This is a genomic window from Ruegeria sp. BHSC223 (assembly GCF_059613025.1).
The window spans coordinates 266,735-293,252 of the sequence record NZ_JBXWRR010000002.1 but is presented as its reverse complement, the minus strand read 5'-3'; the positions used below and the strand labels follow the sequence as shown (position 1 = coordinate 293,252).

The following is a 26,518-nucleotide window of genomic DNA, read 5'->3' as shown; positions in this document are numbered from 1 at the left end:
CGCGATTGGCGGCCCCCTTTCGTTTAGAATTCGCGCCAAAGACTGAACTTGATGTTCAGCCCCCCAGGCAGATCGGATTTGTGTTCAAGGCCCAGTACCCATGTCTTGCCCTTTCCGCCATCGATCAGGAGTGAGGGTGTAACAGTCCAGAAAAGCCGGTGGTCCAGGACATAAGAGGTTTCAACCTGCAACATCGGATCGATGCGCCTTGCGGTGGATAGTCCGACAGTTAGATCGAGCTTGTAGATATCTGTGCGGGTGCCGCGGCGCTGCTCCCAAGCGGTGTCGATGGCCAGCCAGCCGTCACCCCACGACGTATGCACCCCCTTTCCGTATGATAGGGTGAGCTTGTGCATCATCGCCCAGTCGCCCAACCAGTGGTGCGCACCCAAACCCAGTTCGGCGGCAAACCGCCCCTTCGAGGCCTTGTCCCAGAGCGGATACCTTGCAAAGATGAGGGCGTGTCCGGTCAGGCCCGGTTGTTCGTTGATGTCGAGCCCGACTGTCAACCGTTCGGCCATGCCCCATTCGGCATAAACCGCCGTCTTGTAGTCATAGATGCCCTGAAATCGGTACAGGGTGGCCGAAACAGACGTGAAACCATGCCCCTTTTCTCGCAGCCACGCTCCTGCGGCTGCCGGTCCGGCGACGACGATGCAGAACCACAAGGCAAAGAGCACTTGTATCATTGCGACCCCTCCGTCGCAAGCTTGGCGGAGCTTGGTTAACGAACCGTTAGTGCGGTTGTGCCGCAGGAAGGGCTGAACTTTACCGTTGTGGGCGGGCTTGTCGGTGGTATGCTGCATTGCAGCATGGGGAATCGTCGCATGGGACATGTCATTACGGTCGCACAGCAAAAGGGCGGGTCTGGCAAGACCACGCTGGCAGTGAACTTGGCCGTTGCCTTTGCCCGAGCAGGCAAGCGCGTGGCGCTGATGGACACCGACCCGCAAGGTTCTGCCGGGCGCTGGTTCATGGCGCGTCTTGAGGCGGGCGGCGATCCAGGGCTGGAATTCTCGACGGCCTCGGCTTGGGGCGTTAGCTATGAGGTGCGCAAGCTGGCCAAGGACAATGACATCGTCATCATCGACACCCCGCCCAAGGCCGATAGCGACCTGCGCCCGGCCCTGCGTGAGGCTGATCTGGTGCTGATCCCGGTGGCGACCTCGCATCTGGACCTCTGGGCGGTGGAAATGGTGCTCTATCTGGCTGAGCGTGAGGACAAGCCGGCGCTGATGGTGATGACCCGCAACCGCCCCGGTACCCGGCTGGCGCTGGATGTGGTGGCCAAGGCGCATGAACTGAACGCCGAGCTGGCGCAATCGGCGATGGCAAACCGCGTGACCTATGCCGAAACGCTTGGCTACGGTCGCGCTGCACTGGAGGCCCCTAAGGGGCCCGCACATGCCGAAGTAACTGGTTTGATGCGGGAAATCGAAACCGCGATGGGGTTATGAGCGAGCGCAACCTGTGCTAGGCTGATCTTGCATTCGCAGGAGAAGCAATATGCCCAAGATCGTCAAAGCCGCCCCTGTGCAGACCGTTATCACTACCTTTGAGATGACGCCCGGCACCTGTCAGGACCTGCTCGAGGCGCTGACCGAGGCCTATGCCGATTTCATCTCGAAACAGCCCGGGTTCGTCGCGGCCGGTCTGCATGTGAACGATGCCCAAACCCGCATCGCCAACTATTCGCAATGGCAGCGGCGCGAGGATTTCCTTGCCATGCTGCGGACCCCCGAGATGCGCGAGCGCAACCGGCGCATCAACGAGATGTGTAAAAGTTTCGAACCGGTGATGTATGAGGTGGCCGAAACCTTCGACAGCGACTGAACCGGGGTGTGATCTGGATCAAGGATTGCGCGCCGCCGACGGGGCATAGTCGCTGTACCCAAACGGAGGCGCGACACATGTATCACAACATCCTTGTTCCGATCTCGTTCGATGCCGAACGCGATGTTTCCGGCCCGCTGAAGCTGGCACGGTTGCTAGCCACGCCTGAGGCACGAGTCACCCTGCTGCACGTGGTCGAACATATCCCTGCGTATGCGATCTCATATATGCCGACCGACTATCTGGCCGAGGCGCGCAAGGCGCTGAAGAAGGAGCTTGATGCGCTGGCTGCCCAATTGCCCAACGCCGCCGGCGTACTGATCGAGGGGCATTCGGGCCGTTCAATTCTGGATTGGGCCGAGGCCAACAATCCCGACCTAATCATCATCTCTTCGCATCGTCCCGGCATGCAGGATCTGCTGCTGGGGTCGACCGCGACTCAGGTGGTGCGCCATGCAAGATGCGCGGTGCATGTAGTACGCTGAACCAGTGAGTGCGATCCGGGTGAAATTTTCTTGCTAAAGGAGATCTATTGGGCAATCTATACACCTCATGATTGCCTCCCTCACTCTTCTTGCCGCATCGCTTCTTTTGCTCGGATGGTCCCTGCTGACCTTTGGCTCGATACTGACGCCGGCGCTGCTGGCGGCGACGCTGGGCGTGGTTATCGGGGTCGTTCTGGTGCTGCGTTTCAGACTGCGCAAAGCGCCAATCTGGATCATCATCGACGGCTCGAACGTGCTCTACTGGCGGGAAGAGACACCCAACCTGCAGACGGTGCGCCTATGCGTCGAAGGGTTGGTGCGCAATGGCTGGACCCCGCTTTTGTGGTTCGATGCAAATGTCGGCTATCTGGTCGGATCACAATACATGGGCCCGCACGAGCTGTCGCGGGCGCTGCGCTATCCGGCCTCTTTGATCAATGTGGCGCCCAAGGGGACGCCTGCGGATCCGCTGCTGATCGAGCAGGCCGGTGATCTGGGCGCCCGGATCGTGACCAACGATCGGTTCCGCGATTGGGTCGAAACCTATCCGCAGGTCGCCGACTCTGACCTGTTCCTGCGTGGCAGCGCCTCGGATCAAGGCGTGTCGCTACGTTTCGCCGAGGAGCCTGAGCGCAAGCGGGCCTAGGTCGCGAGATCTTTGGCGCTCAACCGCACCGCTCTGCCGAAACCCGCGTTCAGCAGGCCATCGGTGACGACGAAACGGACAAAGCGGAAATCACCGAAATCGGCATAAAGCCCCGCTTTGGGTCTCAGGGCCAGATAGCGGGCCCGCAAGGTATCGTGCTCGGATGTGCCGCGTAAGACCTGTCGCGCGGTGCAATGCAGGGTCAGGCGTGGATGGGTCAGCGGGTCACCCTTGCCGTCCGGCTCTCCGATCAGCAGGGCACAAGCCGGGGTCGTCTCCAAAGCGGCGGTATGGGCGGCAAGAGATTAAATCAGCGAGATGGGCATGCCTTGCGCATCGGTGGCCAGCGCGATGCGGCTGATCGAAGGGGTCAGGCTACCCGGTTTCAGCACCGCCAGCGCGGCGTGCCGCGCGGTGTCGATCAGGGCGCGGGCCTGGGCACGGGTTTCGGCATCGGCGGGCAGATACGGGTCGGTCATGATGGCTTCTTGCGCAGATAGGCAAAGCGATAGGCCAGCGCCACGCCGCCCGCCCCGCCGAGGATATTGCCCAGTGTGACCCAGAGCAGGTTCGACAGCGCCGCGCCGAATGTCACCCCGGCCCCGGCCAGCATGCCCTGCGGGATCAGGTACATATTGGCCACCGAGTGTTCCAGCCCCAGCAGGACGAACCCCGAGATCGGCCAGAGGATGGCCAGAATCTTGCCCGCCGCCGTGCGCGCGGCAAAGGTCAGCCAGACCGCGAGGCAGACCAGCGCATTGCAGAGCACCCCGCGCATGAAGGCCGCGCCGGGTTCCAGTGCCGCCTTGCCGCGCGCGATGGTCTGGGCGGTCTCGCCCATCGGCCCGTCCAGCAGGCCGGAAAGGCCAAAGGCCAGCGCCAGCCCGACCGCGCCCAGCAGATTACCCAGATAGACCAGGCCCCAGTTGCGCAACAGGGCGGACAGAGCGATCCGCCGGTCCACCGCTGCCATCACCATCAGCGCATTGCCGGTGAACAGCTCGGCGCCGCCAACGATGACCAGGATCAGCCCCAGCGAGAACACCACCCCGCCCAGGAATCGCGCCGGGCCTAAGCCCGCATCCGCGCCGGTCATCACCATCGTATAGGCCGCGCCGCCAAAGCCGATGAAAACCCCCGCCAGCACCGCAAGCGTCAGGGTCTGGGCGGCGCCAAGCCCGGCCTTGGCCACGCCTGCATTTTCCACCAGGCGGGCAATTTCGGCGGGTTTATAGGCATCTAGCCCGGTGGGGTTGGTATCGCTCATGTAGGCACCCTAGCCATGGTTGCGCTGCCTGTACATTGATGCCGATCAAAGGGCGGCTCAGTCCTCGCCCACGGTCAGCGTCACCCGGTCACCGGCAAACCAGGTGCGACCGTATTCCACAGGCTGCCCGTCGGGATCGACATTGATCCCTGTCGAGAACATCAGCGGCGCCCCCTCGTTCAAACGCAGGTGCAGCGCCTGGGTGGCGTTGGCGGGCCTGGCGGTCAGGCGGGTCGAGATCCGGGTGAAATCCGCGACCCCCAGCCGTTGCAGGGCGGCGGTGACCGAGCGCGTTTCGGTCAACACCTCGGGAAGCCCGGGGAAACGTGCGGCAGGAAACACGCTCTGGAACACGGCGATGGGCTGGCCATCGGCCAGTGACAACCCGTCATAGACATGCACGCGCGCGCCGTCGGGCAGGTTCAGCGCCTCGGCCTCGGCCGCATCGGCGGCACGGGTCAGCAGGGTCAGGATACGTTTGCCCGGAATGCGGCCCCCGGCGGCGATGTTCTTGTGAAACCGCACCCGCTTGCCGATGGCGTAGTCGGTGGGCCGGGCGGCGACAAAGACACCCGCGCCGCGCCTCGCATGCACCAGCCCCTGATCGGCCAGATCGGCCAGCGCCCGGCGCACCGTGTGCCGGTTGACGCCATGTGTCGCGGCCAGCTGCGCCTCGGTCGGCAGCTGGTCGCCTTCGCCATAGCGGCCTTCGGCGATGTCTTCGGTCAGGCTCAGCGCGATGGTCTTCCAGACGGGGATGCGGCTCATGTCATCAAAACTTCATCGTTGGGTGGATTGCGGGATGGGCGGTGACCCGCTAATATTTGTCTAGTTGTATAGGAAATGTAGACAACCGGGCCAAGGGGTTTTCATGGCGGATGAAGAAAAGGACACGGCGGCGCGGCAGGGCTGGATGGGCCTTCTGGCCCGCGCGCCCGAGGCGGCGCTGATGGCGCTGTGGGACCGGGTCGAGGAGCGCCCCGCCTATGACTGGTTGCGCCCGCCCGAGACCGGTGGCGTGATGGTGCGGGGTCGCGCCGGTGGTACCGGCGCCCCCTTCAACCTGGGCGAGATGACCGTAACCCGCTGCGCGCTGGCGCTGAGCGATGGCACGGTGGGTCATGCCTATGTACAGGGCCGCTCGCGGGCCAAGGCCGAGGCGGCGGCGCTGATCGACGCGCTGATGCAGACCGAGGCCGCCGACCGGATCCGCGCACGCGTGCTGGACCCACTGGCGGCCCAGATGGCCGAGCGCGCCGAAACCCGCGCCGCCCGGGCCGCCGCCACCAAGGTCGAATTCTTCACGCTGGTCAGGGGAGAGGATTGATGGACGGATCGGGCCTTTATGCCGGTGGCTTTCGCGACGCGCCTGTCGACGCGGCGCATGCCTTTCGCGCCGCGATGACTGCCATGGCGCGACCGGGGGACATTCGCAGGATCGCAGGCGCCGCGCCGCCCGCACCCCTATCCGTCGCGGCGGGCACATTGTTGCTGACGCTTTGCGACCCGGAAACGCGGGTGCATCTGGGTGGGGCGGCGGACAATGACGCGGTGCGCCAATGGTTGAGCTTTCACACAGGTGCGCCATTGGTCGATGCGGCAGAGGCCGATTTCGCGCTGGGCAGCTGGGATGCGCTGATGCCGCTGTCGCAATACCGGATCGGCACGCCGGAATATCCCGACCGCTCGGCCACGCTGATCGTTGAATGCGAAGCATTGGAGAACAGCGGAGCCGTGCTCAGTGGTCCGGGTATCCGCGACACGGCGCGCCTGTTGTTGCCGGATGTGGACGCGTTGCAGGGCAACGCGATTCTCTACCCGCTGGGTTGCGATTTCTTCTTCACCTGCGGCGACCGGGTTGCGGCCCTGCCGCGCAGCACCACCATTCGCGTGGAGGGCTAGGCCATGTATGTTGCCGTCAAAGGGGGCGAGCGCGCCATCGAAAACGCCCATGCCTGGCTGGCCGAGGAGCGGCGGGGCGATACGTCGGTCGACGAACTCTCCCTTGCCCAGATCCGCGAACAATTGAGCCTCGCGGTCAACCGGGTGATGGCCGAGGGCTCGCTCTATGACCCCGACCTGGCCGCGCTGGCGATCAAGCAGGCGCGTGGCGATCTGATCGAGGCGATCTTTCTGATCCGCGCCTATCGCACCACCCTGCCGCGCTTTGGTGCGAGCCGCGCGGTCGATACCGGCGCGATGGCCTGCGACCGGCGCATCTCGGCCACGTTCAAGGATGCGCCGGGCGGGCAGGTTCTGGGGCCGACCTTCGACTACACACATCGCCTGTTGGATTTCAAACTGGCCGCCGAGGGCGCGGTGCCGCCCGCGCCAAGCGCGCCCCCGCGCCGCGAGCCGACACCCCATATCACCGAGTTCCTGGGGCAGGAGGGGCTGATCCAGCCCGAGCCCGAGAGCGAGGCCGTGCCGCGCGACCTGACCCGCGAACCGCTGGAGTTTCCCGCCGACCGCGCCCTGCGCCTGCAATCTCTCGCGCGCGGGGACGAGGGGTTTGTGCTGGGGATGGCCTATTCCACCCAGCGCGGATACGCCCGCAACCACGCCTTTGTCGGCGAGCTGCGCATCGGGCGGGTCATGGTCGAGATGGAGGTTCCCGAACTGGGCTTCGCCATCGAGATCGGCGAGGTCGAACTGACCGAATGCGAGACGGTGAACCAGTTCAAGGGGTCCAAGACCGAACCGCCGCAATTCACCCGGGGCTATGGGCTGGTGTTCGGCCAGTCCGAGCGCAAGGCAATCTCCATGGCGCTGGTCGACCGCGCCCTGAGGTGGAAGGAGCTGGGCGAGGATAATCTGGGCGCGCCGGCGCAGGACGAGGAATTTGTGCTCAGCCATTGCGACAATATCCAGGCCACCGGGTTCCTGGAGCATATCAAGCTGCCCCACTACGTCGATTTCCAGTCGGAATTGGAACTGGTCCGCAAACTGCGCCGAGAGGCGGAAGAGCGCATCGCGCATCGGGAGGCGGCGGAATGATCTCAATCGCCTCCACCGTCTCCGCCGCCAAAGGAATCCCCGCCGAAATCGGACGAATGCCAATCTCCGCCCGGGGCGTCGGGATGGGTATGCGAGCGGTGTTCGCGGCCGTCAGACTCGGTCCAGATCCAAACGCCGCTGCCGTCTTGGCGAAGGGTGTCGCGCCGCCGTCGCCTCCGCGCCACATCTATCCAGCAGATCAGAATCGTAACAAGCAGCAATATCGCTGTGAAAACCATGTCCTCCAATGCGTCTCCTTTCAGAAGGCGGGGTCCTGAATGTCTGACTATAACTTCGCCTATCTCGACGAACAGACCAAGCGGATGATCCGCCGCGCCGTCCTCAAGGGGCTGGCGGTGCCGGGATACCAGGTGCCCTTTGCCAGCCGCGAGATGCCGATGCCCTATGGCTGGGGCACTGGTGGCGTGCAGGTTTCGGCCGCGACACTGACGCCCGAGGACCGGCTGAAGGTGATCGACCAGGGCGCCGACGACACCACCAACGCGGTGTCGATCCGCAAGTTCTTTGAACGCACGGCCGGGGTGGCGACGACCGAGGCGACGCAGGAGGCGACGGTGATCCAGACCCGCCACCGCATCCCCGAGGCGGAGCTGACCGAGGATCAGATCCTGGTCTATCAGGTGCCGATCCCCGAACCGCTGCGCTTTCTGGAGCCGCGCGAGATCGAGACCCGCAAGATGCACAGCCTTCAGGAATACGGGCTGATGCATGTGAAACTCTACGAGGATATCAGCCAGCATGGCGCGATCTCGACCGCCTATGCCTATCCGGTGCGGGTGGCCGATCGCTATGTGATGGACCCCTCGCCGATCCCGAAATTCGACAACCCGAAGATGGAGATGGCGGCGATCCAGCTCTTTGGCGCCGGGCGCGAGCAGCGCATCTATGCGGTGCCGCCCTATACCCGCGTGGTCAGCCTCGATTTCGAGGATTACCCGTTCGAGGCGATGAAGGCCGATCATCCATGTGACCTGTGCGGCGCCGGGGACAGCTATCTGGACGAGGTGATCATGGATGATGCCGGAGGGCGGATGTTCGTCTGTTCCGACACCGATTACTGCCGTTCCCGCCGCGAGGCGGCGGCATGAGCGCATCGGTCGGAACGGGGGAAAAAATTTCGACGAAATTTTTTGGACAGGATTTCGGAGAAATCCTGGGCGCGGGAGGTGAGGGATGAACCCTTTGTTGCGGGTCGCGGGGATCGAGAAGCGCTATGGCGCGCGGATCGGCTGCGCGGATGTGAGTTTCGATCTCTATCCCGGTGAGGTGATGGGGATCGTGGGTGAAAGCGGGTCGGGCAAGTCGACCTTGCTGAACTGTCTGGCGGGGCATCTGACGCCCGATGCGGGGCGGGTGATTTTTGACACCCGCCATATGGGGCCGGTGGATACGGTCACCATGTCGGAACCCGATCGCCGGATGCTGAGCCGTACCGACTGGGCCTTTGTCCATCAGCATGCCCGCGACGGGCTACGCATGTCGGTCTCGGCGGGGGGAAACATTGGTGAGCGGCTGATGGCGGTGGGCGACCGGCATTATGGCCGTATCCGCGCGGCCGCGCTCGACTGGCTGGATCGTGTCGAGATCGATGGCGCCCGGATCGACGACCGGCCTTCGGCCTTTTCCGGCGGCATGCAGCAACGCTTGCAGATCGCGCGCAACCTGGTGACCGGGCCGCGACTGGTGTTCATGGACGAGCCCACCGGCGGGCTCGACGTGAGCGTGCAGGCACGGCTTCTGGACCTTTTACGCGGGCTGGTGCGGCGGATGGGGCTGAGCGCCATCATCGTCACCCATGATCTGGCAGTGGTGCGACTGTTGGCCGACCGGTTGATGGTGATGAAGGACGGGCACGTGGTCGAGAGCGGGCTGACCGATCAGGTGCTCGACGATCCGCAGCATGGCTATACGCAACTGTTGGTGTCGAGCGTGTTGCAGGTATGACGGGCGCTGCCCCCGCGCCTTTGGCGCTCCCCCGGAGTATTTGGGGCGAAATGAAAGGGATTTGGGATGATCGACATCCGTGACGTGAGCAAGAGTTTCACGCTGCACAATCAGGGCGGCGCGGTGATCCGGGTGATGGAGGGGGCCTCTTTGCATGTGGCGCCAGGCGAATGTGTGGCGCTGACCGGTGCGTCGGGGGCGGGTAAATCGACCCTGATGCGGGTCATTTATGGCAATTACTTGGCGGCCTCGGGTTCTGTCCTTGTGGGCGGGCTGGACGTCGCCCGGGCCGAGCCGCGCGAGATCCTGCGGCTGAGGCGTGAGGTGCTGGGCTATGTCAGCCAGTTCCTGCGGGTTGTGCCAAGGGTGCCGACGGTCGAGGTGGTGGCCGAACCGCTTTTGGCGCTAGGCGTGGACCCCGAGGCGGCGCGGGCGCGGGCCGAGGCACTGCTCAGGCGGCTCAACATTCCCGAACGGCTCTGGTCGCTGAGCCCGACCACCTTTTCGGGGGGCGAGCAGCAGAGGGTGAACATCGCGCGCGGCTTTGCCCATGCCTATCCGGCACTGTTGCTGGACGAGCCGACAGCGAGTCTGGACGCGGAAAACCGGGCGGTGGTTCTGGAGCTGATCGCGGAGGCCAAGGTGCGCGGCGCGGCCATCGTCGGTATCTTTCACGATATCGAAGCGCGGGCGCGGGTGTGCGACCGGGTGGTCGATGTCTCGGGTTTTACGCCAGAGGCAGTGGCATGAAGCAGGTGCCGGTCATCGCTGTGGTGGGCCCTTCGGGTGTAGGCAAGGACAGCGTCATGGCCGCACTTGCCGCGCGCGATCCGGGATTTCGTCTGATCCGGCGGGTGATCACCCGGCCGGACCAGGCGGGCGGTGAGGTGTTCACCGGCGTTTCGCAGCAAGATTTCGACGCGAAGCGTGCGGGTGGTGTCTTTGCCCTCAGTTGGCAGGCACATGGGTTGAGTTATGGTGTCCCGATGCCCTCGGATGAAGAGCGTGCGGGCGCAAGGGCGCTGCTGGTCAACCTGTCGCGCGCAGTGCTTCTGCAAGCGCAGGGCGTGTTCCACCCCTTTTCCGTGTTGTCCCTGACGGCCCGGCCCGAGGTGCTGGCGGCGCGGCTGGCCGCGCGCGGGCGCGAGGATGTGGCCGATCAGGCGCGGCGGCTGGGGCGTGCCGACATGGCCCTGCCCGCGGGGCTGCGCCGGGTGATCACGATCGACAATTCAGGCCCGCTCGACGACACCGTCGAGGCGGTTCTGGCCCATCTTCAGCGGGAAAGTGCATAGCGATGGATCAGGTAAAACCGGCCATCACCGGCCTCGCCCACCAGCGCCAGATCACCCAGGGTGAAGGGCACCGGCAGCAAGGGGCCGAGCCGGTCCTGCAACAGGGCCTGTGCCCGCGCCAGCAAGTCATCGTCCAGCCGACCGGTGAGGGTAATGTGAAAACGGAACTGGTCGAGCACGTAAGGATAACCCCATCGGGTCAGATGCGCGTCTTGCGCCGGGGTCAGCCGGGCGGCGCGGCGGCGCTCCAACTCCTGCGGCGTGGCGGGCGCGCGAAAGCGGTCCAACTCGGTGACGCAGGCCGCCGCCAGCGCGTTCAACTCGGTCAGGTCCCCCACTGGGCGCAGGGCAAGGAACCGGCCGAGCCGGGCGATTTCCAGCCCCGCCAGCATCACCGCCGGGCGGCAGGCGGCCAGCGCCGCGCAGGCCCGGTGCAGCGCATCGGCATCCTGCCCCTCGGCCAGGCGAAACGGTGGTTTCATCGTCGCATGCAGCCCATATTTGCGCGGCGTCGCGGTCAGGACGGCCACATCCAGACCGGTACCCTCGGGATGTGCCAGTTCCTGCCCGGTCTCGACGTCCCAACCCAGCCAGGCGGCACCGAACCCTGTCCAGGCCTCGGACGCAGGTGGCAGGAAATAGATCGCGTATCGCAGGAATGTCACATTGGCCTCCTATGTCGTGGCCTTCACCCATGCCCCAACCAGATGAAGTTCAGATGACAGATGAAATGATCCTTGCCAATGCCACGCTGGTTCTGCCCGGCGAGACCGTAACCGGCAGTCTGCGGGTGGTGGATGGAACCATCGCCGAGATCGACCAGGGCGCGCGCGTGCCCGCCGGGGCCGTCGATTGCGGCGGCGATATGCTGGCGCCGGGGTTGGTGGAGCTGCATACCGACAATCTGGAGCGCCATATCCAGCCGCGCCCCAAGGTCGACTGGCCCCATGCCGCCGCCATCCTGGCGCATGACGCGGAACTGGCAGGTACCGGCATCACCACCGTATTCGACGCGATGCGGGTTGGCTCGATCCCTTCGGGCGCCGGACGCTATCTGAAATACGCCCGCAGCCTGTCGCGCGAGCTGTGGCAACTGCGCGAGGCGGAGGTGCTGAAGATCAGCCATTTCCTGCATCTGCGGGCCGAGGTCTGTTCGGAAACGCTGGTCGAGGAACTGGACGAGTTCACGCCCGAGGACCGGGTCGGGCTGGTTTCGCTGATGGATCACACGCCGGGCCATCGGCAATTCCGCGACATGGCCAAGCTCGAAGCCTATATGAAGGGCAAGAATGCGATGGACGACGACACGTTCCTGCAACATGTCAGCCATCTGAAAATGCTGCGCGACCGCAATGGCAACCGGCACGAGGCCGAGACGGTCAAGGCAGCCGCGCGGCTGGGCTCGGTGCTGGCCAGCCATGACGACACCACGCCCGAACAGGTGGCGGTATCAGCCGGTCACGGCATCCGGCTGGCCGAGTTTCCCACCACGATCGAGGCGGCCGAGGCCTGCCATGCACATGGGATAAAGGTGATCATGGGGGCGCCGAACCTGATCCGGGGCGGGTCGCATTCTGGCAATGTGGCGGCGTCGGAATTGGCCGAACGCGGCCTGCTCGACATTCTCAGCTCGGATTACGTGCCATCGGCCCTGTTGTTGTCTGCGCTGCGTCTGGGTGAGTGCTGGGGCGACATGGCGCGTGGCCTGGCCACGGTGACACGCGCACCGGCGCGTGCGGTCGGCTTGGATGATAGGGGCGAGATCGCGCCGGGGCTACGCGCCGATCTGATCCGGTTCCGCATGCGCGAAGGGGTGCCAGCGTTGCAATCGGTCTGGTCGCAGGGGCGCCGGGTGGCCTGAGCGCTCAGGGCCGGACAAATTTCGCCTGTCCGGGCGCGTGCTGCACAGGGACCTGAGCCTCCATGCTGGCCGAGGCCAGCGTGGTGCCGCAGGCGACACCGTCCAGATCCGCGTCGTTACGCAGGTGATAGCCAGGTTCGCCGCGCCGCGCCTCTGGCAGACCCGCGAGAGCCGCGACTTCGCACCCGGCCAGCGCAGCGATATGGCGCAAGGCCAGTTCTGGCGGATAGGGGCTGGTACGAATGTAGACACCAAAGGCCGTCGATCCCGCGATCACCGGCAGGCTGGCCAACAACAACAGGATGCGCAGGGGCGACAGCGCCTTTGCGCGGGTGCGTTCGGCCCGGCGCTGACGCCGGGTCTGCTTTTTCGAGACCTCGGGATAGAGCGCCTCTCGGATGGCTTGCAACTCGGTCATGGGTGGATCGTGACACCTGAATATGGCGGCGGCATGGCGCGCAAAGGTCAGGATCGGGAAGTTATTCTAAGTACTTGAAATAATAGCAACAATAAACAATGGCTCCGTACTTGTGCCCTGCCTTGCGTCACCACATCTATCACCTGGTTTCAACCCATGCTCAAAGGAGCACCCCCATGCGCAGCCTTATCCTTGCTGCAACCCTGCTATCCGCCGCGATCCCTGTTCTGGCTGACGAGGTGACCGGTACTATCCTCGCCTTCGACCGGGTCGATAGCCTGATCGTTCTTGAGGACAAGACCATCTGGTCGCTGGAATTCGTTGACGAGATTCCAGAGGATCTGGCCGCCGGGGACGAAGTCCATATCGTTTTCGAAAGCGCGGGCGAGGACGGAATCACCAAGATCAACGCCATTCACCGCAAGTGAGAAACCTGTCCCGAAGCGGTCTTGCTCGCTTCGGGATACACATCCGCGCCAAGGAATGATGGCGATCCCACGAGGACTCGAACCCCGAACCTGCTGATTAGAAGTCAGCTGCTCTATCCAGTTGAGCTATGGGACCACTTGGCGCCTGTTATGCCACGCAAACATGGGGGGTCAAGCGGCCCCGCGCAGATCGAGGGTCATGAAGGTGGACCAGGGATCCTCGGCATACCCTTCGAAGGGGCCGCATTCGGCGAAACCATAGGTTTCATAAAGCCGCCGGGCCGGCAGGAAATCATCGGTCGATCCGGTTTCCAGATAGATGCCGGAGGCGCCTTGGTTGCGGGCATGGTCGAGCAGGAATTCGAGCATTGCGCGTCCCGCGCCCGTGCCGCGCGCCTCGACCAGGGTATGCATCGATTTCAGCTCCAGCGCGCCGCCCGACAGGGTTTTGAGCGCGCCCATTCCAATTGCGGGGCCCGCCTGACGCAGCAGGAAAAACGCCACGTCGGGGCTGTCCAGTCCACTGCCATCCAGCACATGACAGCTTTCCTCGGGTGATTGAGACGCCATCAACGCCACGTGCCGCGCGATCAGCGCCGCCGCCTCGGGCGCGGATGGGCTGGCCCGCTCTATGGTGAATTCGGACAAAGCGCCCTCAGTGGGTCCAGGGGCCGCGCCGGTCGGTAGCGAAATTCTCGCCATAGCCGCGTGCGCGCAGGTTGGGCTTGCGCTTGTGCGGCTCTGTAACAGTAACCTCGATCCCGTGCGACTTTGCGTAATCCAGCGCCTCTTCCTTGGTGTCGAACCGAAGCCGGACCTGGGACTGCGTGTCGCTGGACGAGGTCCAACCCATCAGCGGATCGACCTCACGTGCCGAACCGGGGGCGTATTCCAGAACCCATTTGCGGGTCTTGGCCATGCCCGAGGTCATGGCATTCCGGGCGGGCTGGTAGATCCGTGCGCGCATCATGTACTCCGTCGTCTTCGGCTGGTTCCTATATGCGCGGATCGGCGGCATCGGGCAAGGCGGTTTTCCGCGACCGCTCGTCACCTTGGGCCGGCGGCCAACACAGAGCCGGGCGTCACACCCGGGGTCCCCTCTGGCAGGCCGTACAGCGGAAAGGCGCCGGGGCGTTTGAGCGAGGCGGCAAAGCCCCCGGACCTGTTGGAAGGTGCATGAATTCGTTCGGGCAATCGGCAGGCGTGCCCGTTTGGTGCCGCTGGTCCTGACCGACCCGGCCCAGGAACAATTGGTTTTGCAGAGGTGTGGAAAGCGGGGCGTCGCTCAACCGGCGGACCGTCGGTGCGCTGCGTGGCCAATTCCCGTTCCAAAAAACGAGAAAGCCCCCAAATCAGGGGGCTTTCCGTTAAGTTTCATGGTACCGGTGACACGCGTCGCGTTCACCCGTTGCCTGCGCTGGCTTAGGCCAGTTGCAGGTTGGTCGCGCTCTGGCGACCGTCGCGACCTTCTTCCATGTCAAAGGTCACGGCCTGACCGTCATCCAGCGAACGGATGCCTGCGCGTTCCAGTGCGGTGATGTGCACGAACACGTCCTTGGAACCGCCCTCGGGCGCGATGAAGCCGAAGCCTTTAGTTGCGTTGAACCATTTCACAGTGCCATTGGCCATTGTGATGTCTCCATTATGTTTCGTTGCCCGCGGAATGCGGCAACCCGGCCTGTCAGTTCGAAATCGAGGACTGTGGCCATATTGGAGAACAGTAGGTCGAGATAGAAATACGTAGCATGCTGGACATGGTCCCTTGTGGCACACAAATCAAGGGAATTCGCCTGAAACAGCAAAAGAATCTCGGGGCGTCGCTGGACACCGGCGTTTTGTCGGGTGGAAAGCGACCTCAGGTCTCCAACCCGTCCAGTTGCCCCTGTGGGCTACGGACCGCGCTCGCCAGCGCATCGGCCAGATGTTGGTGTGACGCCGGTAGGACGGGGCAGCGCGAGCAGATATTGGGCTGTGGCGCAAGCCCCGCCGCGCGCTGGAACACGCTTTGGGCGGCCTCGGTCTTGCCGTCGGCCTGCAAGGCGAGCCCGCGCAGGACATACATCGCCCGTTCCTTGGGTCGGGTATCCGCCGCAAGACGTGCATCCTCGGCGGCCAGATCATAGCGGCCGCCACAATAATAGGCCGCCGCGCGCAAGAAGCGTCGATACGGGATCATCGGATTGTGCACCTGCCGTTGCAGCAACAGTCCAAACTTCTCTGCGGCCTGATCGAACTCTCCCTCTACCATCAGGATATGCGCTTCGAGTTCGTGACTTTCGGCATAGGCCGGGTTCAGGTCGCGACTTCGGATCAGATCGGCACGCGCGCCCGCCACATCCGACAGGCAGTTGATTCGATATAGACCGCGTGTCCAGAACACATAGTCGCTGCCGGGGTTCTGTTCGATCGCGGTATCAAGCTCGTCTGCCAGTTCCGTCAGCAGGTCCTGGGACAGGCGCCTGTAGCGCGCGGAATGCGTCATGATCTCGGCCTCGGTGCGCATCGCCAGCGACACGCCGTCGCGCGGGTTCATCCGGATCGCGCGTTTCATCAGTCGCAGACCGTCGATCCAGTCTTCGTAGGTCAGCCGGTAATAGGCATTGGCCGCCCGCGCCCGCAGTTCCGAGACGCTCAGCTCCTCTTCGGGGATATGGGCCAGGCGGTCGCCGTCAAAGGCGTTGGTCTGGATGCGCAGATCGGCCTCGGCGCGTTCCAGCACCACGTCGCAGAAATCGAAAATGTCGGCCGTTTCGCGGTCATAGCTTTCGGACCAGACCGGCCGCCCTTCGGAGCGCAGGACCAGTGACAGGCTCAACCGCCCGCGCCCGCCCGCGACGCGCAGCCTGCTGCGCAGGTCATAGGTGGCGTTCTCGACAGGCCGGTTCGCGGCGTCCAGCACGACGACACCCTGCCGCCGGGACAGGCGGATCACCAGCTGATCGTGCAGGTCGCCCGCCAGTGCGGCGGTTTCGGCATCCAGCGGGGCGTATTCGATGGCGGCTATCGCGATCGAAGTGATCTGGTCCGGGTCGATCTTGCGCTTGTGCTTGGGCCGCCACTGATACAGCCGCACCGGCTGGGCGATGTTTTTCAGCCGGAACGTACCGGCATCCTTGAGGTCACTTGCCAGCGGGCCGGACAATTGCCGGAACAGGTCTTCGGATACCATCAGCCCGCCAGGGGGTGCCTCGGCCTCGATCCGCTGCGCGATGTTCAGTCCCGAGCCATAGAAATCCTCGCCATCCGAGACGATCTCACCGATATGGGCGCCGATTCGCAGTTTCAGCGGGGTCCCGGCCTGGAGCTTTCTCTGTATATTCATCGCGCAGTCGACGCAGGCGGCGACGCTGCTGAAAGAGATGATCCAGCCGTCGCCAAGGCGTTTCAGAACGCGGCCCGAATGGGCTGCGACAACAGGCTCCAGCATGTCCACTCGCAGGCCTCGGACCGCGTCGATCGTCTGCTGCTGATCGGCCTCCATCATAGCGGAATAGCCGACGATATCAGCGAACATCAGGACGGCAAGCTGGCTGTGCATCGGCTCTCCTTGTCGTGTCGTTCAAGTCTATGGGATCGTGGCCTGCTGTAAAGTGTTCGGCTCAGTAGACCGTGCCAGCTCTCCCAGATGCGAGGGCCGTGCCCGCAGAAACGCCAACAGCCGCGCTGGATAGCCCTCGGGCGGGGCATCCCGGACCGAAGGGCGCGCTGCCACCGCTGCGCGCCAGCGCGCCATGCCCTCGTCCTCGGGCATCAGGTCGAACGTGCCCAGCGTCTCGAACGTGTCGAGATAGCGGAACACCGTACCCCAGACCCCGTCGATCATGTGAAACCGCTCGCCCGCGAAAAACGGACCTTGCACTTCGGGCGCCACCCGCGCCAGCCGGTCGCGCAGGGCCTGCCTGCGGCTCTCGAAGGTCGGGGCATCGGAGGCGTTATAGAACCCCGCGATCTCGGCCAGCGTGGCCGAGGCATATTCGACCCACGCCCGGTGCCGCGCCTTCTCCAGCGGGTCGTCGGGATGCAGCGAACCGGGGGTGATTTCGTCCAGGTATTCGACGATCACCTGGCTTTCGAACAGCACCCTGTCGCCGGTTTCGAGCACCGGTACACGGCCCAGCGGCGACAGGGCGCGGAACCAGTCGGGCTTGTCCGACAGGTCGATATAGCTGCGTTTGTGGGCAATGGCCTTTTCGCTCAGCACGATCACCGCGCGCTGCACATAGGGGCACAGGTGATGGCTGATCAGATGCAGGTCGGTCATGGGAACCTCATGTGGATGCAGTTGCATGTAGATGATCTGGATATTCTTGATTGAAAGTCAATGCACATGCATTTACTTTCTCCACATGAGCAAACCCACCCCCGATCCCTTTGCCGTCTGGCTGCCGTTGGCCCGTGCGCACAAGGCCATACTGACCCATGTCGAGGCGGCGTTGAAATCGGCGGGCCTGCCGGGGCTCGACCGTTACGACATCCTGTGGGAGCTGGAACAGGCCGGGCCCGAGGGCCTGCGACCCTTCGAATTGCAGGACCGGCTGCTGCTGCCGCAATATGGCGTGTCGCGGCTGGTCGACCGACTGGCCCGCGCCGGGCACCTGGCCCGCAGCGCCTGTGACGGGGACGGACGCGGGCAGGTTCTGGTGCTGACGCCCGAAGGCGCGCGGGTGCGCGCCGCCATGTGGGCGGTCTATGCCGCCGCCATGCACGAGGCCATCGGCGATCACCTTGCCCCGGGCGAGGCGCGCCGCCTGGCGGAACTGCTGAGCAAGCTCACCCGCCCCGGCGACGCGTCTGAGCCGTACCAAGACACTGGACAGGCAGGCCCTTCCACGTCCTAATCCGAGTTGGTGCAAGGGTGCGCCGGATCGGGGACCCGTCCACATGGCAAGACAGATCGCGGCCATACTCTCGCTTGACGTGGTGGGGTTCACTGCCCGTATGGCCGCGAACCCCGACACCACGATGGCCGAACTCAACCAGATCTTCGAGCAGGTCATCCGCCCAAGCGTGAAGATCGGCAATGGCCGCATCTTCAAGCTGATGGGTGATGGCGCGCTGGTGCGCTTCGGCACCGCGACCGAGGCAATTGCCACCGCGCACGCAATTCAAAAGGCGATGCTTGGCAAGCCGGTGCAGCTGCGCGCGGGTGTGCATGTGGGCGACGTCACCATCAATGGCGAGGATGTATTCGGCGACGCGGTCAACATCGCGTCGCGGCTTCAGGCGGCCGCCTCGCCCGGTGGCTGCCTCATCAGCCGCGTGACCCGACAGATCGCGGGCGGCACCGTCGGCATTCCACTGAAATCCGAAGGCGCTATGAGCCTCAAAGGGCTTTCTGCCCCGCTCGAAGTCCTGTCGCTCGACCTGTCGGGCGCAGATGACCAAGCCGAACGCGCGCGCCAATCCGCGCGGCAGGTGATCCGCTTTGCCACCTCGCGGGACGGAACCCGCATCGCCTGGACCGAAACCGGCAAGGGCCGGACATTGGTCAAGGCGCCCAACTGGGTGCAGCATCTGGAATACGACTGGACGCAGAACCCGATGGATGGGTGGCTGCCTCATCTGAGCAACCACTATCGGTTGATCCGGTGCGACGGGCGCAACAACGGCTTGTCGGACCGGGGCGTTCAGGATGTGTCGTTCGACCGCTTTGTCGACGATCTGAAAGCGATGTTCGACGCAGCGGGCCTGGAACGGGCACCTGTGTTCGGCGTATCGCTGGGGGCGGCGGTCGCCGCGGCCTTTGCGGCACGCCACCCCGATCGGGTATCCAGCCTGATCCTGATGAGCGGTTTCGTCAAGGGATTGGGTAAACGAAACCGGCCGCAGGACCTGGCGCTGGGGCAGGCGATGAGAGAGCTTGTGCGTGACAACTGGGACGATGGCTATCCCTCGGGCCGGCACCTGTTTGCCCAGGCCTTCTTCCCCGAATCCAGCCCGCAGGATCAGGACAGATACGCCCGCTTCATCAAGATGGCGATGACCCATGCGGATTACCTGCGCGTTGGTGATTCCGTCGACGTGGTCGATATCGAACCGCTGCTGCCCGACATTTGCTGCCCCGCGCTGGTGCTGCATTCCGACCGCGAGCGGCTGCATTTCCGGGACCAGGGCCAGCGCCTGGCCGCCGGTATCCGCAACGCGCGCTTTGTCAACCTCGATACCGCCAACAACACCATGCCCGATTACGACCCCGAATGGCCCAGGGCGCTGCGCGAGATCGAGGATTTTCTCTCCACCATTCCCGACGAGACCGCGCCCGGCTGATGCCAGTTTCCGGCATCAGCCCGCCACACCCCCTTGAACCGGAACAAAAACGGACCAAGATCGGGGGCGAAAGGAATCCCCCCGATGCCCTATGCCCATTCCGACAAGTCCGAGGCGCTGATGCATGCCCCCGCGCCGGACGTGAAGGCGCGCCCCAAGCTCGAAGGCGGCCGCCGCTTTGTCATGCAGACCGAGTTCCAGCCGGCGGGCGACCAGCCCACCGCCATCGCGGAACTCTCGCAGGGTGTCAACGAGGGCGAGCGCAACCAGGTCCTCTTGGGCGCGACCGGTACGGGCAAGACCTTCACCATGGCCAAGGTGATCGAGGAAACCCAGCGCCCCGCCATCATCCTGGCCCCCAACAAGACGCTGGCGGCGCAATTGTATGGCGAATTCAAAGGCTTCTTCCCCGATAACGCGGTCGAATACTTCGTCAGCTATTACGATTATTACCAGCCCGAAGCCTATGTGGCGCGCTCGGACACCTACATAGAAAAGGAAAGCCAGATCAACGAACAGATCGACCGCATGCGCCACTCGGCCACGCGGGCTCTGCTCGAACGCGACGATGTGATCATCATCGCCTCGGTCTCCTGTATCTACGGTATCGGCTCGGTCGAAACCTATGGCGCCATGACCCAGGACCTCAAGGTCGGCGGCGAATACGACCAGCGCCACATCATCGCCGATCTGGTAAGCCAGCAATACCGCCGCAACGATCAGGCGTTCCAGCGGGGCAGCTTCCGGGTGCGCGGCGACAGTCTTGAGATCTGGCCCGCCCACCTCGAGGACCGCGCCTGGAAACTCTCCTTCTTCGGCGAGGAGCTGGAGGCGATCACCGAGTTCGACCCCCTCACCGGCCAGAAAACCGACACGTTCGACCAGATCCGCGTCTATGCCAACTCGCACTACGTGACACCCAAGCCGACGATGCAGCAGGCCATCATCGGTATCAAGAAAGAGCTGCGCCAGCGGCTCGACCAGCTGGTGGGCGAGGGCAAGCTCTTGGAGGCGCAACGCCTCGAACAACGCACCAATTTCGATCTGGAGATGCTCGAGGCCACCGGCGTCTGCAACGGGATCGAGAACTATTCGCGCTATCTCACGGGGCGCGCGCCGGGTGAGCCGCCGCCGACGCTGTTCGAATTCATCCCCGACCATGCCATCGTCTTCGCCGACGAATCCCATGTCTCGGTCCCCCAGATCGGCGGCATGTACCGGGGCGACTACCGGCGCAAGTTCACGCTGGCCGAACACGGCTTCCGCCTGCCGTCGTGCATGGACAACCGCCCCCTCAAGTTCGAGGAATGGGATGCCATGCGTCCGCAATCGGTCTTTGTCTCGGCCACCCCTGCCGCCTGGGAGATGGAGCAATCGGGCGGCGTCTTTACCGAACAGGTGATCCGCCCCACCGGTCTTCTCGACCCGCAGGTCGAAATCCGCCCCGTCAGCATGCAGGTCGACGACCTGCTGGACGAGGTGCGCAAGGTGGCCGCCAACGGCTATCGCACCCTTGTCACCACGCTGACCAAACGCATGGCCGAGGATCTGACCGAATACCTGCACGAACAGGGCATCCGCGTGCGCTACATGCATTCCGACATCGACACGATCGAACGGATCGAGATCCTGCGTGACCTGCGCCTGGGCGCCTTTGACGTGCTGGTGGGCATCAACCTGCTGCGCGAGGGGCTGGATATTCCCGAATGCGGCCTGGTCGCCATTCTCGACGCGGACAAGGAAGGCTTCCTGCGCTCGGAAACCTCGCTGATCCAGACCATCGGCCGCGCCGCCCGCAACGCCGATGGCCGCGTCATCATGTATGCCGACCGCATCACCGGCAGCATGGAACGCGCATTGGGCGAGACCGACCGCCGCCGCGCCAAGCAGATCGCTTACAACGAGGCGCACGGGATCACCCCCGCGACGGTGAAAAAGAATGTCGAGGACGTGCTGGCCGGCCTCTACCAGGGCGACACCGACATGTCCCGCGTGACGGCCAAGATCGACAAGCCGCTGCATGGCGGCAACCTCGAGGCCGTGCTGGACGGTCTGCGCGCCGACATGCGCAAGGCCGCCGAGAACCTCGAATTCGAAGAGGCCGCGCGTCTACGCGACGAGGTCAAGCGGCTCGAAGCGGTCGATCTGGCGGTGTCAGACGACCCCATGGCCCGGCAATGGGCGGTCGAGAAGGCATCAGAGGAGGCGGTGAAGTCCAAGGGGCGGAGCACCGCCGGGCGTCCTGGGCAGCGGGGCGGGAATGTGAAGCGGAGGGGGCGGTGACTATGTTGAAGAATGCAGAGGCTTTTAGTCGTCGAGCGTGGGCCAAAGCACCAAGTTGGCCGTGTCCAAAATGCAAAAATGGCACTTTGATCAAACAGGATGAACTCTCCAAAGATATTGAGCACGGATGGTCCGAAGATGCGCATCGCCATGAGGCATGGGAACCCGAATGGGTGTCTGGCGCATTTTTCTGGACTATGTGTTGTTCATCCCAGGATTGTAGGCACTTTGTTATTGTCACTGGTGAAACGGAGGTCGATTGGGATATTCAGGACAATGGCGCTGGGTGGGAACAGATTTGGTTGACATACTTTGTGCCACGCTCGTTTAGTCATGCACCACCGATTTTTGTTATCCCAGAGAAAACCCCAGACAATGTTAGGGCTTTAGTTGAGGCGAGTTTCCATCTTTTTTGGGTTGATGCAGCGAGTTGCTTGAATAGGATTCGAGTTTGCATTGAAGAATTGTTGACAATTGAAAAAGTTGCGCGATTTAGAATATCCAACGGGAAGCGCAAGATAATTCCCCTTCACAGTCGGATTCAGGCGTTCAAGGAAAAGAATAACCAAGTTGGTGAACTCCTGATGGCGTTAAAGTGGCTCGGAAATGATGGTAGTCACTCAAATGCCAGAGCTAAACAGATTGAGCGATCTCACTTGTTGGATGCGATGGAAATCCTGGAGTACAGCCTGGAAGCCATTTTCGACCCCAAGAGTGCATCTCTTGCCAAGACCGCAAAAAAGATAAACAAGAAAAAGGGAATATGACCAGCAAGCGTAGGGTGGGCAGTCCTGCCCACCATCCCACCATCGAATATTGACTCCACCCGCTGCGTGGGTGGGTAAACTGCCCACCCTACGAGATTGCTTGCCCCGATCCTCTGCCTGCTGCGGGGCCTTGCCCTTGCCAGGGACCGGGACGCGCTGGGCCAGCCCGGTGCTTTTGCCACCCTGCGCAATGCCTTGGCCCTCGGCACCGGCGATCCCGCAGGGATCGGCGACAGCGATTGTGTCCCCCGCGCAATCTGGGCGACCGACCGCCGTTTGACGGCGCCGACATGTCCCTGTCTGTCCCGCAAAGCAGGGAAATCCGGACTTTGGGCTTGCCCCTCTGTCGGTTAGACTGAGGCATTTCCAATTTCCCGGCCCTGGGGCCGAATTTTTCGACGAATTCTACCGTCAGGAGTTTCCATGGTACAGATTGCCGCCGGTTACGGCCTTGTTCTGATTTGCGCGACCGTCATCATCATCGCAGATGTCATATTGAAACAGGCTTCGGTCAATGGTGCCGAAACCGCCTCGCCCGAGGTCGGCCTTGCCAGCGCGCTCTACGTCGCCTCGGCGGTCGTCTGGTTCCTGTCCATGCGATATGTCTCGCTCATGCAGGCCAGTGTGGCCTACACGATGTTCAGCCTGGTCGCGCTCTGCGCGGTCGGGGCGCTGGTCTATGGTGACCCCATACGGTTGCGCGAAATGGCCGGGCTGACCTGCGCGGTCCTTGCGGTCGTGCTGTTGATCAGGGTCACCTGATCCGCAACAACCGTAGGGTGGGTTATGTTGCCCACGATCCCGCCCTCTCATCTGACGCCAACCGCCGCACCGATGGGCCGATTGCCCATAGTTCGAGGGTGGAGCGGCGCGGCGTGTCTGGCACTCTACCAGGCGCTGCACGCCGGGTGTATTCGAGTGTCAAATGCAAATGAGTTGTTGTCCCACCGAACTGTTCGCCCTGGCATCTGATTGCTTGCAGTTCCTCGGTCGGTCGCCAACCGATGTCGTCACCGATGACTGATCGCGTTGCGCCAGTTTTTACGAAGACCGGACAAGGCATGAAACAGGCTAAAGTTGTTTTGCGTTTGCGGCAAAGAGCTTGACGCTATGGCCAATGAATGCTCCAAGGCTGGCACAAAGGCGTGTCCCGATTCTCTACCAGAACAATGAGTCTGGGGGAGCAACTGCTTTGAGAGCTTTTCTGGCTGAAGTGGAGACAATCAGGGCGATTTTCGGGTATTGGGTGGTGGATGGAAACCGCCGCCCAAATATTTCCCAACATTGGCCACATTTTCTCGATTTTTCTTAGCAAGCGCCACTGTTTTGACCCAGTCGTTACCTAAAAATATTCAATAAACCTCAACAATTATCGGTTGCCAACTGATGAAACATTCAAATCCTGGCAGAGATCAGTTTCAAAAGAAGCTCGAACTCCGCGCTCTGAAGCAGCGGGCTCTAAAGGTTTTGATCGTTGATGACGAGCCGAGCATTCTTGAACTACTCAAGACCGCGTTGGACTCTTTTGGAAACTGCAAGGCCACGGCGGCCAGTTCCGCAGCGAGCGCTCTCAAGCTCGTGGAGTCGGCCGAGGTTCCTTTCGAGTGTTTTCTGCTGGATATCCAGATGCCGAACATGAACGGCATCGAACTGTTGCGCCGGATCCGCAGCGTTCCGCGATACTCCGAAACCCCAGTGATCATGCTTACGGCGATGAGTGATCGTAAATACGTCGAAGAAGCCTTCCTTGAAGGCGCCACCGACTATGTGACAAAACCCTTCGATTTTCTCGAATTGCGTAGCCGGATCAATTCGGCGCATCTATTGGTTCAAGAGCGTCTTAAGGCGCAAAAAACCATGGAGTCGGCGCAGCATCTGCGCGAAGAACTCGACTATAACCAGCAGTTCAATCTGGAAGATCCCCTGACAATCGAAGGTTTGAACCGGGCCCTGAGATATGTGGAGTTTGACAACTACATTGAGCAGTTGTCCCGCGGTCGGCTGTTCGATGCCTGGGCAACCGCTGTCAAACTGCAAGATGCCGAGTTCTATTTCGACTTGAGTAACTGCGGGGATTTTCGGCGCGCGATTACCGATATCGGCGCCGCAATTCAGAAAACCACAAAAGATGCAGAGGCTATTTTCTCCTACAGAGGCAGCGGTGTTTTTCTGCTGGTCACACATGGCAAGGAGGCGACCAATGCGCTGCCGAGCGAGGAGCGACTGAACCACGTGTTCCAGACAATACTGGGCAATCGCCGCGCCTCTGGCTGGTTGCGTGCGCTGGTCGGAGAGCGTGTGTCACTGCGATCGCTGTCAAAGGCAGGGGCATTCTCTGCGCTGAACAAGGCAATTGCGAACGTCGACGCCCGAGAACTGTCTCTACGTAACGACGCTGATAAGCCGGTCGCGACTGACGAGTACTTTGAACCGGTGGAGCAGGAAAAGGAGCGCCGCCGTGTTTATGAACGTGTCATGCTCGAACTGTTCGGAAAGGACTGTTACCTGGCGCAGAAGTGAAACGTGGTTTGGCGCCATGGCACTAGGAACACCGTCAATTAGCATTGGAAACTGCTTTGACGTTCAAAACCAGCGGGCCGCTGGAGCGCATTGTGAATGTCAGGACCGGTTCAGGTAGTGGCTGGGATGAAAGCGAGAATTCGACGCGCCGCAAGACAGAAGCCATCAAGACCATGATTTCGGTTTCAGCATACTGCGCACCGATACAGATCCTGGGGCCATCACCAAAGGGAATGTACTGTCCGCGCGGAAGCGAAGTACCAAGAAACCGTTCCGGCCTGTACTGATCGGGATCGTCCCAAAGCTGCTGGTTTCTATGCAGCGAGTAAACGGGAAAGAACAAGGCATCACCCCTTTTTATCTTGATACCCTTTACTGTGATCTCTTCTGACGCATCCCTCGCGAAAAACGCTGCCGAAGGATAGAGACGCAGTGTTTCCTTAATATGCGCCCGTAACAACGGAAGCTGCTGCAAGTCTTCGAAGGTTATCTCACCCTTTGGGCGGACAGATAAGATCTCTTCGCGAATTCTTGTCTGCTCAGTTGGATTTAGCGCAAGCAGATAGAGCCCCCAGCTTATCGCGTTGGCCGAGGTCTCATGCCCCGCTACGACAAAGGTCAGCAAGTTGTCGATCGTTGTCTCGGCGTCCTCGAAATCGGTCTTGAGCGCTTCGATCATGAAATCCAAGAAGTCGCGGGGAACGTCACGGTCCTCTGCGCGACGCTGCTCGATCACCTTTCGTGCCAAATCACGCATTTTTGTGACGGGGGCTTTGCTGCTCAGCCATTTCTTTCGCGGGAGCCATTTGGGAAGCCCCATGAGGTCAAAAAGAGAGATATCGGAGATATATTTGAAATATGCGATCAATCCGACGCGGATCTGTTCAGAGCTGACCTCTTCATTGCCGGAAAAGATCACCCTTGAGATATTCGTCAAGGTCGACGCCGGCGCGACCTGCGCAACATCTACCGGCCCTTCGTGCTCAGCCAGGGACTCTGCGACCTCGTCGCCCGTTTCCGCAAAATAGCGGGCCAGGGTCGGAAGGTTTCGAGCTGCAAAGAGTGGAGAGTAACGCCTTCTTTGTTGCCGCCACTTTTCTCCTTCCGAGAGGATAAGACCGTTGCCAACGGCAGAGCCGATGATGTCCTTGGTGAACTTCGCTTTCGGAAAGGAACGCCCCTGTCCCACGAGAAGATCCGTTACCATTTCAGGATCGCAGAAGTAATGGATATTGAGCGGACCCTTGACATAGGTTTGGGTCAGCGTTTCTGCGGGAATGACTTCGAGCATGTTGCGGCCTGCCGATTTGGCGAACTGAAGCAGTCCAACAGGTTTTTCCGCAAGTCTGGCCGAGACCGGCGTTTGGTTGCTTTGTTTCTTGTCCACCGTTTTGGTTCCCGTCCCGTTCAGGCAGCCGCGCGATCTCACGCTGTGCACCTTTCGTTATTGGTATGCCAAAGGGGCCAATCGGCCCCCGGACCCCCG

At 62.4% G+C, this 26,518-nt stretch carries 32 protein-coding genes and 1 tRNA gene; 19 read left to right on the top strand and 14 right to left on the bottom strand.

Annotated elements, in window-relative coordinates; all coding sequences use genetic code 11:
* Window positions 1–23: 23 nt before the first annotated feature.
* Window positions 24–836, bottom strand: coding sequence for a hypothetical protein (locus AC2FNY_RS05360; RefSeq protein WP_496801855.1), 813 nt, complete (start codon window positions 834–836; stop codon window positions 24–26).
* Between AC2FNY_RS05360 and parA the strand changes: the two genes are divergently transcribed.
* The 4 genes from parA to AC2FNY_RS05340 all read left to right on the top strand — a co-directional run bounded on the left by parA (window position 828) and on the right by AC2FNY_RS05340 (window position 2,964).
* On the top strand, window positions 828–1,457 hold the full coding sequence (parA, locus tag AC2FNY_RS05355) for a ParA family partition ATPase (RefSeq protein ID WP_496801854.1): 630 nt from the start codon (window positions 828–830) through the stop codon (window positions 1,455–1,457). The two genes, AC2FNY_RS05360 and parA, sit on opposite strands and share 9 nt — an antisense overlap.
* A gap of 49 nt (window positions 1,458–1,506) precedes the next feature.
* Entirely contained in the window at window positions 1,507–1,833 is a 327-nt protein-coding gene (locus tag AC2FNY_RS05350) for an antibiotic biosynthesis monooxygenase family protein (protein WP_234137351.1), read from the top strand.
* Between the two features lie 77 nt (window positions 1,834–1,910).
* Window positions 1,911–2,318, top strand: a complete 408-nt coding sequence (locus AC2FNY_RS05345; protein WP_234137352.1) for a universal stress protein — start codon at window positions 1,911–1,913, stop codon at window positions 2,316–2,318.
* 106 nt (window positions 2,319–2,424) lie between these two features.
* Window positions 2,425–2,964, top strand: coding sequence for an NYN domain-containing protein (locus AC2FNY_RS05340; RefSeq protein WP_496801853.1), 540 nt, complete (start codon window positions 2,425–2,427; stop codon window positions 2,962–2,964).
* Here AC2FNY_RS05340 and AC2FNY_RS05335 read toward each other — a convergent pair.
* The 4 genes from AC2FNY_RS05335 to phnF are packed head-to-tail and all read right to left on the bottom strand — an operon-like array spanning window position 2,961 to window position 4,999.
* Window positions 2,961–3,245, bottom strand: coding sequence for a pyridoxamine 5-phosphate oxidase (locus AC2FNY_RS05335; protein WP_496801852.1), 285 nt, complete (start codon window positions 3,243–3,245; stop codon window positions 2,961–2,963). The two genes, AC2FNY_RS05340 and AC2FNY_RS05335, sit on opposite strands and share 4 nt — an antisense overlap.
* A 24-nt stretch (window positions 3,246–3,269) precedes the next feature.
* Entirely contained in the window at window positions 3,270–3,443 is a 174-nt protein-coding gene (locus AC2FNY_RS05330) for a hypothetical protein (protein ID WP_496801851.1), read from the bottom strand.
* The gene (locus tag AC2FNY_RS05325; RefSeq protein WP_496801850.1) at window positions 3,440–4,231 is read right to left on the bottom strand and encodes a formate/nitrite transporter family protein; all 792 of its coding nucleotides are present in this window, start codon (window positions 4,229–4,231) and stop codon (window positions 3,440–3,442) included. Before AC2FNY_RS05325 ends, AC2FNY_RS05330 begins: the two co-directional genes overlap by 4 nt.
* Window positions 4,232–4,288: 57 nt before the next feature.
* A complete protein-coding gene (phnF, locus tag AC2FNY_RS05320) occupies window positions 4,289–4,999 on the bottom strand; it encodes a phosphonate metabolism transcriptional regulator PhnF (RefSeq protein ID WP_496801849.1) in 711 nt (236 codons plus the stop codon).
* 103 nt (window positions 5,000–5,102) lie between these two features.
* Between phnF and phnG the strand changes: the two genes are divergently transcribed.
* From phnG to AC2FNY_RS05285, 7 genes are all read left to right on the top strand, one after another.
* The gene (gene phnG, locus AC2FNY_RS05315; RefSeq protein WP_496801848.1) at window positions 5,103–5,558 is read left to right on the top strand and encodes a phosphonate C-P lyase system protein PhnG; all 456 of its coding nucleotides are present in this window, start codon (window positions 5,103–5,105) and stop codon (window positions 5,556–5,558) included.
* Window positions 5,558–6,133, top strand: coding sequence for a phosphonate C-P lyase system protein PhnH (gene phnH, locus AC2FNY_RS05310; RefSeq protein WP_496801847.1), 576 nt, complete (start codon window positions 5,558–5,560; stop codon window positions 6,131–6,133). Before phnG ends, phnH begins: the two co-directional genes overlap by 1 nt.
* A gap of 3 nt (window positions 6,134–6,136) precedes the next feature.
* Entirely contained in the window at window positions 6,137–7,228 is a 1,092-nt protein-coding gene (locus tag AC2FNY_RS05305) for a carbon-phosphorus lyase complex subunit (RefSeq protein WP_496801846.1), read from the top strand.
* Window positions 7,229–7,506: 278 nt separating this feature from the next.
* Window positions 7,507–8,337 (top strand): alpha-D-ribose 1-methylphosphonate 5-phosphate C-P-lyase PhnJ, encoded by an 831-nt coding sequence (locus AC2FNY_RS05300; RefSeq protein ID WP_496801845.1) that lies wholly within the window; start codon window positions 7,507–7,509, stop codon window positions 8,335–8,337.
* 85 nt (window positions 8,338–8,422) lie between these two features.
* Window positions 8,423–9,193, top strand: a complete 771-nt coding sequence (phnK, locus tag AC2FNY_RS05295) for a phosphonate C-P lyase system protein PhnK (protein ID WP_496801844.1) — start codon at window positions 8,423–8,425, stop codon at window positions 9,191–9,193.
* A 66-nt stretch (window positions 9,194–9,259) separates the two neighbouring features.
* Entirely contained in the window at window positions 9,260–9,943 is a 684-nt protein-coding gene (gene phnL, locus AC2FNY_RS05290) for a phosphonate C-P lyase system protein PhnL (RefSeq protein WP_496801843.1), read from the top strand.
* A complete protein-coding gene (locus AC2FNY_RS05285; protein WP_496801842.1) occupies window positions 9,940–10,488 on the top strand; it encodes a ribose 1,5-bisphosphate phosphokinase PhnN in 549 nt (182 codons plus the stop codon). Before phnL ends, AC2FNY_RS05285 begins: the two co-directional genes overlap by 4 nt.
* Here AC2FNY_RS05285 and AC2FNY_RS05280 read toward each other — a convergent pair.
* Entirely contained in the window at window positions 10,470–11,153 is a 684-nt protein-coding gene (locus AC2FNY_RS05280) for a DUF1045 domain-containing protein (protein ID WP_238904098.1), read from the bottom strand. The genes AC2FNY_RS05285 and AC2FNY_RS05280 overlap by 19 nt on opposite strands.
* A gap of 53 nt (window positions 11,154–11,206) precedes the next feature.
* Between AC2FNY_RS05280 and AC2FNY_RS05275 the strand changes: the two genes are divergently transcribed.
* Window positions 11,207–12,349, top strand: a complete 1,143-nt coding sequence (locus AC2FNY_RS05275) for an alpha-D-ribose 1-methylphosphonate 5-triphosphate diphosphatase (RefSeq protein ID WP_496801841.1) — start codon at window positions 11,207–11,209, stop codon at window positions 12,347–12,349.
* A gap of 4 nt (window positions 12,350–12,353) precedes the next feature.
* Here AC2FNY_RS05275 and AC2FNY_RS05270 read toward each other — a convergent pair whose 3' ends face one another.
* Window positions 12,354–12,767, bottom strand: coding sequence for an excalibur calcium-binding domain-containing protein (locus AC2FNY_RS05270; protein ID WP_496801840.1), 414 nt, complete (start codon window positions 12,765–12,767; stop codon window positions 12,354–12,356).
* Window positions 12,768–12,943: 176 nt separating this feature from the next.
* On the opposite strand from AC2FNY_RS05270, the gene AC2FNY_RS05265 reads away from it, so the two are divergent.
* Complete coding sequence (locus AC2FNY_RS05265) at window positions 12,944–13,195, top strand: hypothetical protein (protein ID WP_234162759.1); 252 nt, start codon at window positions 12,944–12,946, stop codon at window positions 13,193–13,195.
* A gap of 59 nt (window positions 13,196–13,254) precedes the next feature.
* Here AC2FNY_RS05265 and AC2FNY_RS05260 read toward each other — a convergent pair.
* The 6 genes from AC2FNY_RS05260 to AC2FNY_RS05235 all read right to left on the bottom strand — a co-directional run bounded on the left by AC2FNY_RS05260 (window position 13,255) and on the right by AC2FNY_RS05235 (window position 17,456).
* Window positions 13,255–13,331: transfer RNA gene (locus tag AC2FNY_RS05260), tRNA-Arg, on the bottom strand.
* Window positions 13,332–13,366: 35 nt separating this feature from the next.
* Window positions 13,367–13,843: a GNAT family N-acetyltransferase gene (locus AC2FNY_RS05255; RefSeq protein ID WP_234137368.1), complete on the bottom strand. Its 477-nt coding sequence runs from the start codon at window positions 13,841–13,843 to the stop codon at window positions 13,367–13,369.
* A 7-nt stretch (window positions 13,844–13,850) separates the two neighbouring features.
* Window positions 13,851–14,162, bottom strand: a complete 312-nt coding sequence (locus AC2FNY_RS05250; RefSeq protein WP_234137369.1) for an ETC complex I subunit — start codon at window positions 14,160–14,162, stop codon at window positions 13,851–13,853.
* 455 nt (window positions 14,163–14,617) lie between these two features.
* Window positions 14,618–14,824, bottom strand: coding sequence for a cold-shock protein (locus AC2FNY_RS05245; protein ID WP_234165693.1), 207 nt, complete (start codon window positions 14,822–14,824; stop codon window positions 14,618–14,620).
* A 226-nt stretch (window positions 14,825–15,050) separates the two neighbouring features.
* Window positions 15,051–16,733 (bottom strand): adenylate/guanylate cyclase domain-containing protein, encoded by a 1,683-nt coding sequence (locus AC2FNY_RS05240; RefSeq protein WP_496801839.1) that lies wholly within the window; start codon window positions 16,731–16,733, stop codon window positions 15,051–15,053.
* Between the two features lie 27 nt (window positions 16,734–16,760).
* Window positions 16,761–17,456, bottom strand: a complete 696-nt coding sequence (locus AC2FNY_RS05235; RefSeq protein WP_496801838.1) for a glutathione S-transferase family protein — start codon at window positions 17,454–17,456, stop codon at window positions 16,761–16,763.
* An 85-nt stretch (window positions 17,457–17,541) separates the two neighbouring features.
* On the opposite strand from AC2FNY_RS05235, the gene AC2FNY_RS05230 reads away from it, so the two are divergent.
* The 6 genes from AC2FNY_RS05230 to AC2FNY_RS05205 all read left to right on the top strand — a co-directional run bounded on the left by AC2FNY_RS05230 (window position 17,542) and on the right by AC2FNY_RS05205 (window position 25,032).
* Window positions 17,542–18,033, top strand: coding sequence for a MarR family winged helix-turn-helix transcriptional regulator (locus tag AC2FNY_RS05230; RefSeq protein ID WP_496801837.1), 492 nt, complete (start codon window positions 17,542–17,544; stop codon window positions 18,031–18,033).
* Window positions 18,034–18,076: 43 nt separating this feature from the next.
* Window positions 18,077–19,462, top strand: a complete 1,386-nt coding sequence (locus AC2FNY_RS05225) for an alpha/beta fold hydrolase (RefSeq protein ID WP_496801836.1) — start codon at window positions 18,077–18,079, stop codon at window positions 19,460–19,462.
* Between the two features lie 84 nt (window positions 19,463–19,546).
* On the top strand, window positions 19,547–21,745 hold the full coding sequence (gene uvrB / locus AC2FNY_RS05220; protein ID WP_496801835.1) for an excinuclease ABC subunit UvrB: 2,199 nt from the start codon (window positions 19,547–19,549) through the stop codon (window positions 21,743–21,745).
* 2 nt (window positions 21,746–21,747) lie between these two features.
* Window positions 21,748–22,512 (top strand): DUF4145 domain-containing protein, encoded by a 765-nt coding sequence (locus AC2FNY_RS05215; RefSeq protein WP_496801834.1) that lies wholly within the window; start codon window positions 21,748–21,750, stop codon window positions 22,510–22,512.
* A 423-nt stretch (window positions 22,513–22,935) separates the two neighbouring features.
* Complete coding sequence (locus AC2FNY_RS05210; RefSeq protein WP_496801833.1) at window positions 22,936–23,274, top strand: hypothetical protein; 339 nt, start codon at window positions 22,936–22,938, stop codon at window positions 23,272–23,274.
* Window positions 23,275–23,898: 624 nt separating this feature from the next.
* Window positions 23,899–25,032 (top strand): response regulator, encoded by a 1,134-nt coding sequence (locus AC2FNY_RS05205; protein WP_496801832.1) that lies wholly within the window; start codon window positions 23,899–23,901, stop codon window positions 25,030–25,032.
* A gap of 34 nt (window positions 25,033–25,066) precedes the next feature.
* Here the strand turns inward: AC2FNY_RS05205 and AC2FNY_RS05200 are convergent, their stop codons facing one another.
* Complete coding sequence (locus tag AC2FNY_RS05200) at window positions 25,067–26,419, bottom strand: cytochrome P450 (RefSeq protein ID WP_234137378.1); 1,353 nt, start codon at window positions 26,417–26,419, stop codon at window positions 25,067–25,069.
* Window positions 26,420–26,518: the final 99 nt, after the last annotated feature.